This window comes from Agrobacterium sp. 22-209-1, from assembly GCF_053522485.1.
Genome location: NZ_JBNWCH010000016.1, coordinates 1 through 12,148, shown reverse-complemented (window position 1 = coordinate 12,148; position 12,148 = coordinate 1). Strand labels below are relative to the sequence as shown.

Below are 12,148 nucleotides of genomic sequence, written 5' to 3'. Positions count from 1 at the left end.
AGCGATAGTAACGCGCGTTTCAAGCAAAACCGATGCCGGAAAGACATCCCATGACCCGCTTCCTACCTGATCGCTTCACCATGATGCTGGTGGCCACCGTACTTTTGGCTTCCATTTTCCCGATCAGCGGTGAGCCGGCGGAGTATTTCGGGCTGGCGACAAAACTCGCGATCGCTTTGTTGTTCTTCCTCCACGGCGCGCGGCTTTCCCGGGATGTGGTGATTGCCGGTATCCTGCACTGGCGCCTGCATCTGGCGATCCTTCTCGTGACCTTCGGCCTGTTCCCGCTGCTCGGCGTGGCGATCGGTTTCATTCCCGAGAATATTCTGCCTGCCCCGCTTTATATGGGCATGTTGTTCCTCTGCGTGCTGCCATCCACCGTGCAGTCCTCCATTGCCTTCACCTCCATGGCGGGCGGAAACGTGCCGGCGGCAATTTGTTCTGCCTCCGCTTCGAATATTTTCGGCATGTTCCTCACCCCGCTGCTGGTCGGCCTGCTGTTTACGGTGGGCGGCCATGGCGGTGGATTTTCGCTGGATGCGTTTCTGCAAATCTTCCTGCAACTGCTTCTGCCCTTTATCGTCGGTCAGGTTTTGCAGCCGTGGATCGGCGACTGGATCAGGGCGCGCAAGAAATTGCTGGCGCCGGTCGATCGCGGCTCCATCCTTATGGTCGTTTATCTCGCTTTTTCCGATGCGGTTATCGAAGGCATCTGGCACACATTTTCGCTCAGGGATATTGGCGTGGTCATTGTCATCAATATCCTGCTGCTGGCGCTTGTTCTGTGCGTGACGATGTTCGGCAGCCGTTTGCTGGGTTTCGACAAGGCCGATGAAATCACCATCACCTTCTGCGGTTCGAAAAAGAGCCTCGCCAGCGGCGTGCCCATGGCGGGCGCCATCTTCGCCGGCCAGAGCATCGGCGCGATCGTCCTGCCAATCATGCTTTTTCATCAGATTCAGCTGATGGTCTGCGCGGTTCTGGCTCAGCGCTACGCGCGCAAGGCCCATGAAAAAGCGGCGATGCCGGAACCGGTTGCCACGGACGGCGCGGCTGCTTCCAGCCGCTGACGCGAGGGTTCTCCGCAAATAAAACGGCCCCATGAAGAGGCCGTTCGTTTTGCATGAAGGAAAGCTTAGTTGACCTGAGCCGGCGAAATCTGGGCTTCTATGGTCTTCGGCGCATCTGCGCTGTCGGACGAGATCGCAATGCGGCGCGGCTTCATGGCTTCCGGAATATTGCGGACGAGGTCGATGTGGAGCAGGCCGTTCTTCAGGGAAGCGGTCTGGACTTCGACGTGGTCGGCAAGCTGGAAGCGACGCTCGAAAGCGCGCGTGGCGATACCGCGATAAAGAAACTCGCCTTCCGTGGATTTCTCATCCGCGGATTTCTCGGCTTTCACAGTCAGCGCATTGGCGCGGGATTCGATGCTGAGTTCGTTCTCATCGAAACCAGCGACGGCCATGGTGATGCGATAGGTGTTCTCGCCGGTCCGCTCGATATTGTAGGGCGGGTAGGACTGGGCCTGCTCGGGCTGGCCGAGGCCGTCAAGCATCGAGAAAAGACGGTCGAAGCCGACGGTGGAACGATAGAGCGGTGAAAAATCAACGTGACGCATGGTGTCCTCCTTAAGAAGCGACTGTTTGCGGTTAAGCCCGGCATCCCGTTCTGGCGACGGCCGGACATGTGGCGCGGTCCCGTTCTGGCGACCGCATGAATGAGATGGGAATGGCTTGCCGCCGCGTCAAGGGGGCGTGAAAAGGCGAAAGCAACATGAACCATGGCTGAACGTCAGGTTCCGGCATCGTTCAGTTTGAGAGCCATAAAACATCGGTCATCGGAGACATTCTCCGTGGACAGAAGCAATAACGTCCCTTCTTCTTCTGTCTTATTCGCCGGAACCGCGACTGCTTTAACCGACGGTTCCGGCAATTTTTTCTTTGACCTTCCCGCGCCGCCGACCTATCCCGAAGAGGCAGAAAAGCCGGAAAAGACCGATGATCGAAGCCACATTGCGCGCCAGCGAAGACAACCCGGTTCCCGACAACCATACCGTCGGATATTTTACCGGCTATCGCGGCAAACAGCTTCGCTATGCGATCTTTCGCGCCAGCCGCCAGGTGGCCCGCGGAACCGTGGTTCTGCTGCATGGCAGGAACGAATGTATCGAGAAATATTTCGAAACGGTGAGCGATCTCACCGCCATGGGTTTCTGGGTTGCGACCTTCGATACGCGCGGGCAGGGCGGTTCCGAAAGATTGCTGAAAAAACCGGGCGCCGGGCATGTGCGAAGGTTCTCCGACTACCAGCGTGATATCGGTCTTTTTCTCGAACAGGTGGTGTTGCCGGATACGCGGCTGCCGTTCTTCATGATCGCGCATTCCACCGGCGCGCTTGCAGCGCTTGCCGCCGCGCCCGGCCTGTCGAACCGGATCGACCGTCTGGCGCTTTGCTCGCCCTTCATCGAGCTGGACAGCCAGCAATCCGTCCCCTCATCCGTCATTCGGGTGGTGGCGACGGCTCTAAGTCTCGTTGGCCTCGGGCGGGTTCAGCTCGGCAAGGATCAGCGCGAGCGGGATTTTGACGGCAATCCGCTCACCTCGGACTCCAGACGTTTTGCAAGAAATCTCTCGCTGCACAGGCAGTTTCCGGAGCTTTTCATCGGTGCGCCGACGGCGCGCTGGGTCTATGAGGCGCTGAAGACCATGGGACGGGTGGTCACTCAGGACCATCTGACGAATATCACCATTCCGACCCTCATTCTGGCGCCGATGCTGGATACCATTACGCCCTACAAGGCACAGGAAGAACTCTCACGAAATTTCCGGGCAGCGCAGCTTCTTCCGATCACCGGTGCGCGCCACGAATTGCTGCATGAGCGCGATGTTTTCCGCAAACAGGCGCTGGCGGCCATCGACGCCTTTTTCGCGCCGGAGTGATGGCCGCTTAAGCGGGCTGCCTAGAGTTTCGAGAGAATGGCAAGAGCTTCTTCGTGCACGGCCTTGGAGCCGGCCGCCAGAATGCGCCCGCCATTTTCCGGACGCCCGCCATCCCAGGTCGTCATGATGCCGCCGGCTTGCTCGATCACAGGGATCAACGCGCCGACATCATAGGGCTTCAAGCCGGATTCGATCACCAAATCGACGTGGCCGGCCGCAAGCAGGCAATAGGCGTAACAATCCACGCCGTAGCGGAAAAGGCGGACCTGATCCTGTACTTTTTCGTAGAAGGGCTTTTCTTCCGCAGTAAAGATGTGGGGTGTCGTAGTGAACAGCACGGCGTCCGATAGCGACGCACAGTCGCGCGTGTGGATTTTCCGCTCGCCATCCGGCCCGAAATACCAGGCCGCTTCGCCATCGGCGAAATAACGCTCCTTCGTGAAAGGCTGGTCCATTATGCCCATGGTGGCGCGGCCGGCGGACTGGAAACCGATCAGCGTGCCCCAGACAGGCACGCCAGAAATGAAGGCGCGTGTGCCGTCAATCGGGTCTATGACCCAGATGTGATCGCGGTCGAGACCAATATTGCCGTGTTCTTCGCCCAGAATGCCATGCTGCGGAAAACGATGTTCGATAAGCGCGCGAATAGCTGTTTCTGCCGCCTGATCGCCTTCTGTCACCGGATCATAGCCGCCATCCTGCTTGTTGGTGACGGCAATGCCCGTGCGAAAGCGGGGGAGCGTTTCTGCGCTGGCGGCATCGGCAAGTTTGAAGAAGAAATCCCGGTCGGGCAGCATGCGAAACCTCATTGCCTGGATATTTGGTCTGAATTTTGTGGGGCAATGCATAGACCGGAATCACATCCGCCGTCCACTCATACGAATGGCGGCGCCTGTGTTTCCATATTTTCAGCATAAGCCTAAAAAATATGCACATAAAAAAATGATTGACAATTGTGCAATTACTACGTAGCGTGATCCTGCAGTCTTTGACTGTAAATACCCTCCTTGGGTGTTTCCTCCCTAGACTTGACCGCGCCAAGGCGCGGTTTTTTTTGTCCGGCGGGCCGCCAGACGATACGGGATAAAAATTGAAATAGCGGATGATTCGCGCTGCTATTCGGCAGCGAGCGACGTTTCTACCGCGTATTCGGAAACGAAGGCGCCGAGCTGGCGCATGAAGATTTCAAGCGACGCCTGAATGGCGGGAAAATCGGCTTTTTTCAAAAGCGTTTTTTCATCCACGTAAAGCGCTCGGTTGACCTCGATCTGCAGTGCATGGAGAGAGCGGATTGGCCGGCCATAATGTTCGGTGATGAAGCCGCCGGCATAGGGTTTGTTGCAGACCGCGACGAAACCCAGCTCCTCGAGAAAATGCAGCGCGGCGCGGGAGACTTCCTGGGATGCGCTGGTGCCATAGCGATCGCCGATGATCACATCCGGCCTCAGATTCGAGCCGGCGACGCGAATATTGCCCGGCATGGAATGGCAGTCAATCAGCACCGCCATTCCGAAATTGGCGTGGGTGCGTGAAAGCAGGCGGCGCAGACAGGCATGATAGGGCTTGTAAATCGTCTCGATCCGCGAAAGCGCCTCGTCGACGGGCAGGCGGTGGGCATAGATGTCCATATTCTCGGCGACGATGCGCGGCACTGTGCCCAGGCCGCCGGCGACCCGCATGGAGCCGATATTGGCGTAAGGCGGGAGCGTGCCGTCGAACATGCGGGGATCGAGTTCGTAGGGCTCGCGATTGACGTCCAGATAGGCGCGCGGGAAATTCGCTTTAAGAAGCGGCGCGCCGATCTCCGGCGCCGCCGCGAACAACTCGTCGACGAAGTGATCTTCGGAGCGGCGGATCTCATGCGAATCGAGCCTTGCCGATTCCAAGAAGGAGATGGGGTAGCAGCGGCCGCTATGGGGGGAATTATAGACGAATGGCAGGGTCTGAACGGCAGGTTCCGTTACTTCGAAGAGTTCATATTCACCCGTTACCCAGTCCATTCAGTGCCATTTACCATGTCGCAAACAATCGGGATGTTCATGTTGCCAGTTACGGTGCGGCAAGTCCATACTATCGCCCAAGCAGCGCTATACCGATTCACGTGTTCACAGGATATTTACCGTGAAAATCCTATAATCGGGCTAGGGTATCCCAAACATTGAGTAGTTACGGTCACTTATGATGAATCAGAAAATTCTTCTCGCTGAAGACGACAATGATATGCGCCGCTTTCTCGTCAAGGCGCTGGAAAAAGCCGGTTACAAGGTTTCTTCCTTCGACAATGGCGCCAGCGCCTACGACCGGCTTCGCGAAGAGCCTTTCTCGCTTCTGCTGACTGATATCGTCATGCCCGAAATGGACGGCATCGAGCTGGCGCGGCGCGCCACCGAACTCGACCCGGACCTGAAGGTGATGTTCATCACCGGCTTCGCAGCCGTCGCGCTGAATGCCGATTCGAAGGCTCCGAAGGATGCCAAGGTGCTTTCCAAGCCGTTCCATCTGCGCGATCTCGTGGATGAAGTGAACAAACTCCTTGTGGCGTAAGGCCTCTCAAAAAACCTTCACAAAACCGAAAAAAAGCAGTTGACGCATGAACCGGTTTTGTGGTCTATCCGCCGCCACGGAGGGCGTGTAGCTCAGCGGGAGAGCACTACGTTGACATCGTAGGGGTCACAGGTTCAATCCCTGTCACGCCCACCATCCGAATTTTGATATCATTGAAAAATCCCCTTCTGGGGATTTTTCATTTTTAGCGACTGACATGCTTCTGACACGTGAACTAGCCTTGGAACAGTGTAGGTCACAAGCCAAGTGACTCGAATAAGCGTCTATGGCCATTCGACCTGCGCTCGAGTAATCCGGCGCGAGAAGCTTTGTCTGGCGTGCGACCGACAGTTTGTGCCCGCGGTCGATCATTTCTTTGCGCCCAGCAATCCTGCCTTGCCGAGCGCACCGGATAAAAATCGTTCTCCAGTGTCAGTTCGCCGATCTCCGTGCAAACGCAGTTTGTCACATGGCGTGCAGCGTTTTGACGTCGACGGTTGGACCCGCCGGTTCCGCTTTGGCTTCATCGCCGAAAACGCCTGTCGCCCCCTCAAGGAGCTGGTCTTTCCACTGTTTGATCTGGTTGGCGTGCACGTCGAATTGCTGCGATAATTCCACCAGAGTCTGCTCGCCGCGGATCGTAGCGAGCGCCACCTTTGCCTTGAGAGCCAGGCTATGGTTCCGGCGCGGTCGTCTCGTCGTGCTATCTCCTGTTCCTGGCATCGAAGCTGAAGTCAGGCAGAAATTCCACTTATCCTATCGGTGCAGATTTCCCGAGCCATGTGTGGACGGCCCCGTTTTTGTAAGTGGAAAAAGTAAGTTTCGATGCGGTCGGGTGCAGCCATGTGTCAGGCCTCGACCTGCGGCGCACATGTGGCCGCGGGCCTTGATGAAGTCCGCAGATTGGATCCCAATCACCTCTATGCGCACGAAGCGCTTGGCTTGGAAGGGTTGTCCCAATCCCCTGTTCGACCGGTGCGTCATCAATACCCAGTCCTCATGCAAACCACTTCGAGAAGATATGCCTCGAATGTGGATAGGTATTACGCAACCGCCGCTGCGTAGGATTGCTTCCGGATCAGCAAGGCCCAGACGATGCTCGAGGCGCCCCGAGTGGAATAGCAACATTTGCTCCTCGGGATTTGCGGGACCGGGCCTTGTCAACCTCAGCACGCATTTCATCAGCTGTGGTCTTGTGTCCCTGTCGGCCTCGGATGCGATCGCGCGATGAAAGCTACAATATTTTCCTAATCAGCGCGGCTCAGTGAAATAGCGCCGGCGATCCGTCATCGAATTCCAGGCGTCTAACAACGTCCCCGCCGTCCAGCCTGGAACATATTGGGAACATACACCTGTTTGCAAGTTAAGTTTTTTATCATTGAAATCAAGGGCTCCACTTACAGATGTGATGGTCGCGGGCTCGATTCCAATCAAGACCGCTTACCTCGTAATCGCTCCGCCGTCGTTAACACTCACGGAACACACGTGTGTTGATCAGCGTCGAAGTCCGACGAGGGAGGTTGATTTACGTGGGATGAGGGTCGGAGCTGACAAGCGAATGCGGTCATCTGCAGATGCGGCACCGTGTGTCAGCAAGTCGAGTGCATTAGAGGCGATTTGTTCGAAAGGTACACGCACCGTTGTCAGTGAGGTCGGCAGATGACTGACGATTGGAATGTCGTTATAGCCAACTATTGACACATCATCCGGAACTGAAAGACCCAGGCGCGATAAGCTTGATAGGGCGCCAATTGCCGTATTGTCGTTGACGGCAAAAATCGCCGATGGCCTGTCTTTCAGCCGCATCAACGTTTCGCCTGCGTGCGCTCCTGCATCTATTCCGAAGGTTGAGGGTACGATCCAATCCGGGTGCACGGCGAGGCCAGCCTCGTCAAAGGCCTGGCGATAACCTTCGAGGCGCCGGCGGGCACTGGAGGCATAGGACGGGCCGGCAATCACTCCGATCTTACGATGCCCAAGATCGAGCAAATGTCGTGTCGCCAGATAGCCCCCTAGCCGATCGTCACCTATGGCCGAGAGATTTCTGCCATCGGTACGCAAGGCCAGTACAAAGGGAATGCCCCTCTCCACCAACGTATCTGCAAAATCGTCGCCCTCCCGCGCCGTCGAAAGGATCAGGCCGTCTACACCCCGCTTCAAAAGCGATTCGGCGGCGAGACGATCTGCACCGGGCTGGTCGTCTGTCGTCGCTACGATAGCAAAACGGCCATTTCGGCTGCATGCTTTGGTCAGCGCTTCGTAAAGCATGGCCATGACGGTATCCGTCAGTCGTGGCACGATGACCCCGATTGTCTGCGTGCTCCCACGCCGCAAACTTGCGGCGGACACATCGCGTACGTAGCCCATGTCTTCTGCAATTTTTCGCACCCGGCGCGCTGTGTCGTTGTCCGAGCGCGGCAGCCGTTCGTCGAGTATGCGCGATACTGTGGACTTCGATACCCCCGCGGCCAATGCGACATCGATTATTGTCACCCGTGTCTGTCGGCTCGTCTCGTCCGTCTTTGTCTCAAAGTCGCTCATTACTGGCACCAATCAATATTCTGCACCGTGATCATGCACCAAAATGGGGATTGACTCCAACATATTCGGAAACGATAGTGGGAACGTTCCCGATAACGATCCCAACGCTGCTTTAGTAGTGGCAGCGAGCACAACAGGAGGAGATGTTCGATGCAAGCAATGGATTTGAGAGGTCTGAGCCCCGCTCCGGTAACCGTTTTCACCCGCGACGGTGAAGTCGACTACGCGGCCAATGCTCGCCTGGCCAAGTGGTTGGTCAGCATGGATGGCGTGAAGAGCCTAGTCATTCTTGGTCACGCTGGGGAGGGCACTTTCCTGACCGAGGAAGAGCGCCTGAAGCTCGTCAGAACCTACGTCGAAGCCGTCGATGGCGCGGTTCCGATTATCGCCGGCATTACTGGCGAAGGCACGAAGGTTGCAGCCGAAGAGGCAAAGAAGTGCAAGGCTGCTGGGGCAACCGGCGCGCTGGTCTATCCCAATCACGGTTGGCTGCGCTTCGGCTTCCAGAAAGGCGCGCCGCAGGATCGCTATAAGGCGATCTGGCAGGAATCCGGGCTTCAGTGCATCCTGTTCCAGTATCCGGATGCGACCAGGGCAAGCTACGACCTGGATACTCAGCTTGCGATCGCTACGCAGGATGGCGTTGTCGCGACCAAAAACGGCGTGCGCAATATGAAACGGTGGTACGTCGAGATTCCTGAGCTCAAGAAGGCAAATTCGAACCTTCAGATCCTCAGCTGCCATGACGAGTGGCTGCTTCCCACTATGTTCGATGTCGACGGTCTGCTTGTTGGATATGGCAACATCGCTCCAGAGCTTCTCATCGACCTGATTGCAGCCGGCAAGGCACAGGATTATTCCCGTGCTCGCGAAATCTTCGAGCGTCTGTTGCCAATCACTCGTGCCGTCTACCACCGCGGTTCGCATATGGAAGGCACCGTTGCACTCAAGCTCGGCCTCGTGCATCGCGGCGTGCTCGACCATGCAACGATCCGCGAGCCGCTGAAGAACCTGGGCGAAAAAGCGGAAGCTGAGATCTTCGCCGCGTTTGAAGCTGCCGGAATCGGTCGAGCCAAGGACTTGATCGCCGCCGAATAAGAACGCGGCCCCGTGCTCCTGGCGACGCGGGGCCAGTTCGCCCGTATTTGATGCAGGATCGACGCACAGCGTGAAGGAGCTGTATCAAGTTGGATGTCACGCCACCGCACGTTTCGGGAGGACGAAGTGTGTATGTGGCTCGAGGAGGAGGACACGCCTGTGCGTGAGCAAAATGATTCCGTGCTGCCGGCCATGCGCGCCGCAGCTGTCGAGAATTCGAAACCGTCTGCCTTGACCTGGAGCAAACGCCTGGCCCTTATAGGTCCGGCTTTCGTTGCTGGCGCCTGGCAGTTTGGTCCCGGCAATCTGACTTCGGCCGTGGAGGCTGGCAGCGCCTATGGCTATTCACTGATCTGGGTAATCGTCTTGTCGACGATCTTGATGATCGCCTTCACCGACATGAGCGTGCGTATCGGTATCATCGCCCGCGGCTCTGTAATTCAAACGATCAAGGACACGTTGGGCAAGCCCGTCGGTGTGCTGGCCGGTATCAGTGTCTTTTTCATTACTCTTTGCTTTTCCGTCGGAAATGCCGCGGGTTCAGGTCTTGCGCTCTCCATGCTTTTTGGGGGCTCATCGATCCTGTGGACGCTCGTTTGCAGCTTTGCCGTCGGGTTCATCCTGCTGATGCGCAACGTATACAGCGTTGTGGAGCGCATCCTGCTTGCTCTCGTCGCGATGATGGCAATTGGCTTTGTCTGCAGTGCCATCCTCGCACGACCCGATTGGGTCGCCAGCGCGACCGGTGTCATTCCAAGCTTCCCCCCAGGCGCCCAACTCCTGATTATCGCCCTTGTAGGGACAAACTTCTCCATCAATGCGGCGTTCTTCACCAGCTACGCTACGCGTGCCAAGGGGACGCGCGCCGACCAGTACCGGGACTCGACGGTCACCGACACGCTCCCGGGCATTATTGCGCCCGGCATAATGACCTGCCTCGTGATCATGGTCGCGGCCGCTGTGCTCGGCCATACGGGGGAGCGTGTGCAGACACTGATGCAGCTTGCCAATGTGTTTCAACCGTTGGCGGGGTCCGTCGGCAGCACGCTCTTTGTCCTTGGCTTCTTCGCCGCCGCCTTCTCGTCCATGCTCGCCAATTCAACCGCGGGCGGGACGCTACTCTCCGATGGCGTTGGTTGGGGCGGTTCGTTCGATGCCCTGCGGACGAAAATTCTGGTCGGATGCGTACTCGCCTTCGGCGCTCTGGTGGTCGTGCTTGCACCCGGGTCACGTGTCCAGTTGATTATCTTCGCCCAGGCAATGACGGTATTGGTGGCACCGTTCCTGGCGGGCCTGCTGATGATCATCTCCAATCGTCGGGAGATGGGCACGCTGCGCAACAAGCCTTTTCAGAACGTGCTCGGCGTCTGCGGTTTTCTGTCCATCCTGGCTGCAAGCGGACTTCTCATCTACAAGCTGTCGGGCATGCTTGGCAGTTGAAGGCGTCAACTGGCTCACTACATGCACGGGGTTGAGCCCCGTGCATGTTCACATTTATCAGCCTTCGGTGTCTGCTCCGAATTGTAGGCGTTGGATCTCATCCGCTTGTTCTTGATTACCGAGTTTTTGATCTGTCGGCGACTGCGTCGATTGCGACGAATTTTTAGATTGTCGTAGGCGCGCGAGAAAACTGCGGTGCCCCGCGTTTGTCTCCGTTCAAGACGGAGAACTGCTATTTCGGTGGCCGTGCTAACGTCCGCGACATCGCTAGATGAGGCGCTGCGGCGCAGCGCCGCCCAGGGCTGGACGACGACACGCTACGCTTCTTGACGGCCCTCGATGGGGCGATGTCACGGTAACGCCTTGTGAGGAGCGGTTGCGATAGACGCACATGCATGAACACCTCGCCAGTCAGCTACAAGCGCCATCGCTCAACCGGGCTGATATCGCCGAGATCATGACCATAAAGCGAGCGCGCCTGGTGCGGTAGCTTGTCCTTGAAATATCCTTCCTGCAACCGATAGCGCCGCTCAATGCGGCGCAGGATATTAAAGCTGGCAACGGAGCAGGGCACGCGCTCCCCCTGCATCCAGGATAGCAGCGTCTTGTTATCGAATGTCTCATCCAGATGAACAACAGCGCGGTGGAGCTGCCAATATGTGTCACCGAAACGACACATATGGTATATCAATGCGTCCTGAAAGCTCGCCGGATCATTTGTCGCTTCAAATAGTGCTTCCGGGAAAGGGCCTTATTGCTTTTGGTGCAGGCCCGCGCTGTGTCGACGCAGACCGGGCAAAGGCACCGTCGGTTGCCGCGCATTGCGGCTTCCTGGTTGAGGATGCAGAAGCTGCCTTCCTGGCGGGCGCCATCTTGCCCGAGCTAACTGTCGACTTTGGCGGTCGTCGTTCTTCGGCTGTTGGTGGTGCGCCGAGCCAGCGGATGATTGCATCCAAGCCTGGCCGGAGCTGCTTTTTCAGTTCTGCCGTCAGCTGGGCTTCGATCCCACGGGCCTGACTGATCATCGTCCAGTCGATATGGCCATTCAGAAGCGGTGGCGATGTGCGGGGACCTCTTTTCCCGCCTGATCGATGAAGCGGGGCCTCCTCGACTTCCCTCCTTGGCGAAAAAAGCCGTCGCCTTCTTCAGAATATCCCGCTCCTGACGCAAAATCTCATTCTCCCGCCGCAGCCGTTTGAGTTCAGCCGCCTTATCTTCATCGCCTTCACGACGTCCGGGATCATCCATAGCCACATCCCCGCTTCGGCTAAGCCATCGCGTCAGTGTCGACAGCCCGATTCCAAGATCATCAGCAACCTCGCGCCGCGTACGCCCGTTCGTTTCGGCCACGCGAACAGCCTCACGCTCGTATTCTTTCGTAGAGGCCACTTTCTTCGTCATAACGGTTTCCTTTCAACTCAAGAAAACCTCTCCACTTTTCCGAAGCAAGTCCATCATGAAGCCGCGCGCCTCGACTGGAGAGCGACCTAGGCCGTCGACTCATAAACTCTGACACCAGATTCTTGCGGCGACGAGTTTGACAGCTGCGAGATAGTTTTCCGGGCGCTTGTCGTAGCGCGTGGCGA

General features: G+C 57.3%; 9 protein-coding genes, 1 tRNA gene and 4 pseudogenes. 6 read left to right on the top strand and 8 right to left on the bottom strand.

Features of this window, described 5'->3' with window-relative positions; genetic code table 11:
- The first annotated feature begins 50 nt into the window (after nucleotides 1-50).
- Nucleotides 51-1,070 carry a bile acid:sodium symporter family protein gene (locus tag ACQZ48_RS22500; RefSeq protein ID WP_448729493.1) on the top strand — a complete coding sequence of 340 codons (1,020 nt, stop codon included), beginning with the start codon at nucleotides 51-53 and terminating at the stop codon, nucleotides 1,068-1,070.
- A 65-nt stretch (nucleotides 1,071-1,135) separates the two neighbouring features.
- Here ACQZ48_RS22500 and hspL read toward each other — a convergent pair whose 3' ends face one another.
- Nucleotides 1,136-1,618 carry a heat shock protein HspL gene (gene hspL, locus ACQZ48_RS22495; protein WP_003519731.1) on the bottom strand — a complete coding sequence of 161 codons (483 nt, stop codon included), beginning with the start codon at nucleotides 1,616-1,618 and terminating at the stop codon, nucleotides 1,136-1,138.
- A gap of 379 nt (nucleotides 1,619-1,997) precedes the next feature.
- On the opposite strand from hspL, the gene ACQZ48_RS22490 reads away from it, so the two are divergent.
- Nucleotides 1,998-2,939, top strand: a complete 942-nt coding sequence (locus ACQZ48_RS22490) for an alpha/beta fold hydrolase (RefSeq protein WP_077983611.1) — start codon at nucleotides 1,998-2,000, stop codon at nucleotides 2,937-2,939.
- Nucleotides 2,940-2,959: 20 nt separating this feature from the next.
- Here ACQZ48_RS22490 and hisN read toward each other — a convergent pair whose 3' ends face one another.
- Nucleotides 2,960-3,736: a histidinol-phosphatase gene (hisN, locus tag ACQZ48_RS22485; RefSeq protein WP_448729492.1), complete on the bottom strand. Its 777-nt coding sequence runs from the start codon at nucleotides 3,734-3,736 to the stop codon at nucleotides 2,960-2,962.
- Nucleotides 3,737-4,054: 318 nt separating this feature from the next.
- Nucleotides 4,055-4,939, bottom strand: a complete 885-nt coding sequence (locus tag ACQZ48_RS22480) for an N-formylglutamate amidohydrolase (RefSeq protein WP_448729491.1) — start codon at nucleotides 4,937-4,939, stop codon at nucleotides 4,055-4,057.
- A gap of 181 nt (nucleotides 4,940-5,120) precedes the next feature.
- Between ACQZ48_RS22480 and cpdR the strand changes: the two genes are divergently transcribed.
- Nucleotides 5,121-5,483 (top strand): cell cycle two-component system response regulator CpdR, encoded by a 363-nt coding sequence (gene cpdR, locus ACQZ48_RS22475; protein ID WP_003497910.1) that lies wholly within the window; start codon nucleotides 5,121-5,123, stop codon nucleotides 5,481-5,483.
- Nucleotides 5,484-5,564: 81 nt separating this feature from the next.
- Nucleotides 5,565-5,639, top strand: a tRNA-Val gene (locus ACQZ48_RS22470).
- A 165-nt stretch (nucleotides 5,640-5,804) separates the two neighbouring features.
- Here the strand turns inward: ACQZ48_RS22470 and ACQZ48_RS22465 are convergent.
- Nucleotides 5,805-6,206: pseudogene (locus ACQZ48_RS22465) on the bottom strand (transposase); the annotation flags it as partial.
- Between the two features lie 771 nt (nucleotides 6,207-6,977).
- Nucleotides 6,978-8,024 (bottom strand): LacI family DNA-binding transcriptional regulator, encoded by a 1,047-nt coding sequence (locus tag ACQZ48_RS22460; RefSeq protein ID WP_443387494.1) that lies wholly within the window; start codon nucleotides 8,022-8,024, stop codon nucleotides 6,978-6,980.
- A 150-nt stretch (nucleotides 8,025-8,174) separates the two neighbouring features.
- On the opposite strand from ACQZ48_RS22460, the gene ACQZ48_RS22455 reads away from it, so the two are divergent.
- Nucleotides 8,175-9,122, top strand: a complete 948-nt coding sequence (locus ACQZ48_RS22455) for a dihydrodipicolinate synthase family protein (protein ID WP_165691241.1) — start codon at nucleotides 8,175-8,177, stop codon at nucleotides 9,120-9,122.
- A 132-nt stretch (nucleotides 9,123-9,254) separates the two neighbouring features.
- Nucleotides 9,255-10,562, top strand: coding sequence for an Nramp family divalent metal transporter (locus tag ACQZ48_RS22450; protein ID WP_205635500.1), 1,308 nt, complete (start codon nucleotides 9,255-9,257; stop codon nucleotides 10,560-10,562).
- A gap of 418 nt (nucleotides 10,563-10,980) precedes the next feature.
- On the opposite strand, the pseudogene ACQZ48_RS22445 reads toward ACQZ48_RS22450, so the two are convergent.
- From ACQZ48_RS22445 to ACQZ48_RS22435, 3 pseudogenes are all read right to left on the bottom strand, one after another.
- Nucleotides 10,981-11,629 (bottom strand): annotated as a pseudogene (locus ACQZ48_RS22445) (hypothetical protein); the annotation flags it as partial.
- Nucleotides 11,620-11,963 (bottom strand): annotated as a pseudogene (locus ACQZ48_RS22440) (IS3 family transposase); the annotation flags it as partial. The pseudogenes ACQZ48_RS22445 and ACQZ48_RS22440, both read right to left, overlap by 10 nt.
- Before the next feature lie 99 nt (nucleotides 11,964-12,062).
- Nucleotides 12,063-12,148, bottom strand: a pseudogene (locus ACQZ48_RS22435) (IS5/IS1182 family transposase); the annotation flags it as partial.

What these genes read in the sequence shown, in the direction of transcription:
- ACQZ48_RS22500 (WP_448729493.1), top strand. Translation starts at nt 51, where the DNA reads ATGACCCGCTTCCTACCTGATCGCTTCACCATGATGCTGGTGGCCACC.
- hspL (WP_003519731.1), bottom strand. Translation starts at nt 1,618, where the DNA reads ATGCGTCACGTTGATTTTTCACCGCTCTATCGTTCCACCGTCGGCTTC.
- ACQZ48_RS22490 (WP_077983611.1), top strand. Translation starts at nt 1,998, where the DNA reads ATGATCGAAGCCACATTGCGCGCCAGCGAAGACAACCCGGTTCCCGAC.
- hisN (WP_448729492.1), bottom strand. Translation starts at nt 3,736, where the DNA reads ATGCTGCCCGACCGGGATTTCTTCTTCAAACTTGCCGATGCCGCCAGC.
- ACQZ48_RS22480 (WP_448729491.1), bottom strand. Translation starts at nt 4,939, where the DNA reads ATGGACTGGGTAACGGGTGAATATGAACTCTTCGAAGTAACGGAACCT.
- cpdR (WP_003497910.1), top strand. Translation starts at nt 5,121, where the DNA reads ATGAATCAGAAAATTCTTCTCGCTGAAGACGACAATGATATGCGCCGC.
- ACQZ48_RS22460 (WP_443387494.1), bottom strand. Translation starts at nt 8,024, where the DNA reads ATGAGCGACTTTGAGACAAAGACGGACGAGACGAGCCGACAGACACGG.
- ACQZ48_RS22455 (WP_165691241.1), top strand. Translation starts at nt 8,175, where the DNA reads ATGCAAGCAATGGATTTGAGAGGTCTGAGCCCCGCTCCGGTAACCGTT.
- ACQZ48_RS22450 (WP_205635500.1), top strand. Translation starts at nt 9,255, where the DNA reads ATGTGGCTCGAGGAGGAGGACACGCCTGTGCGTGAGCAAAATGATTCC.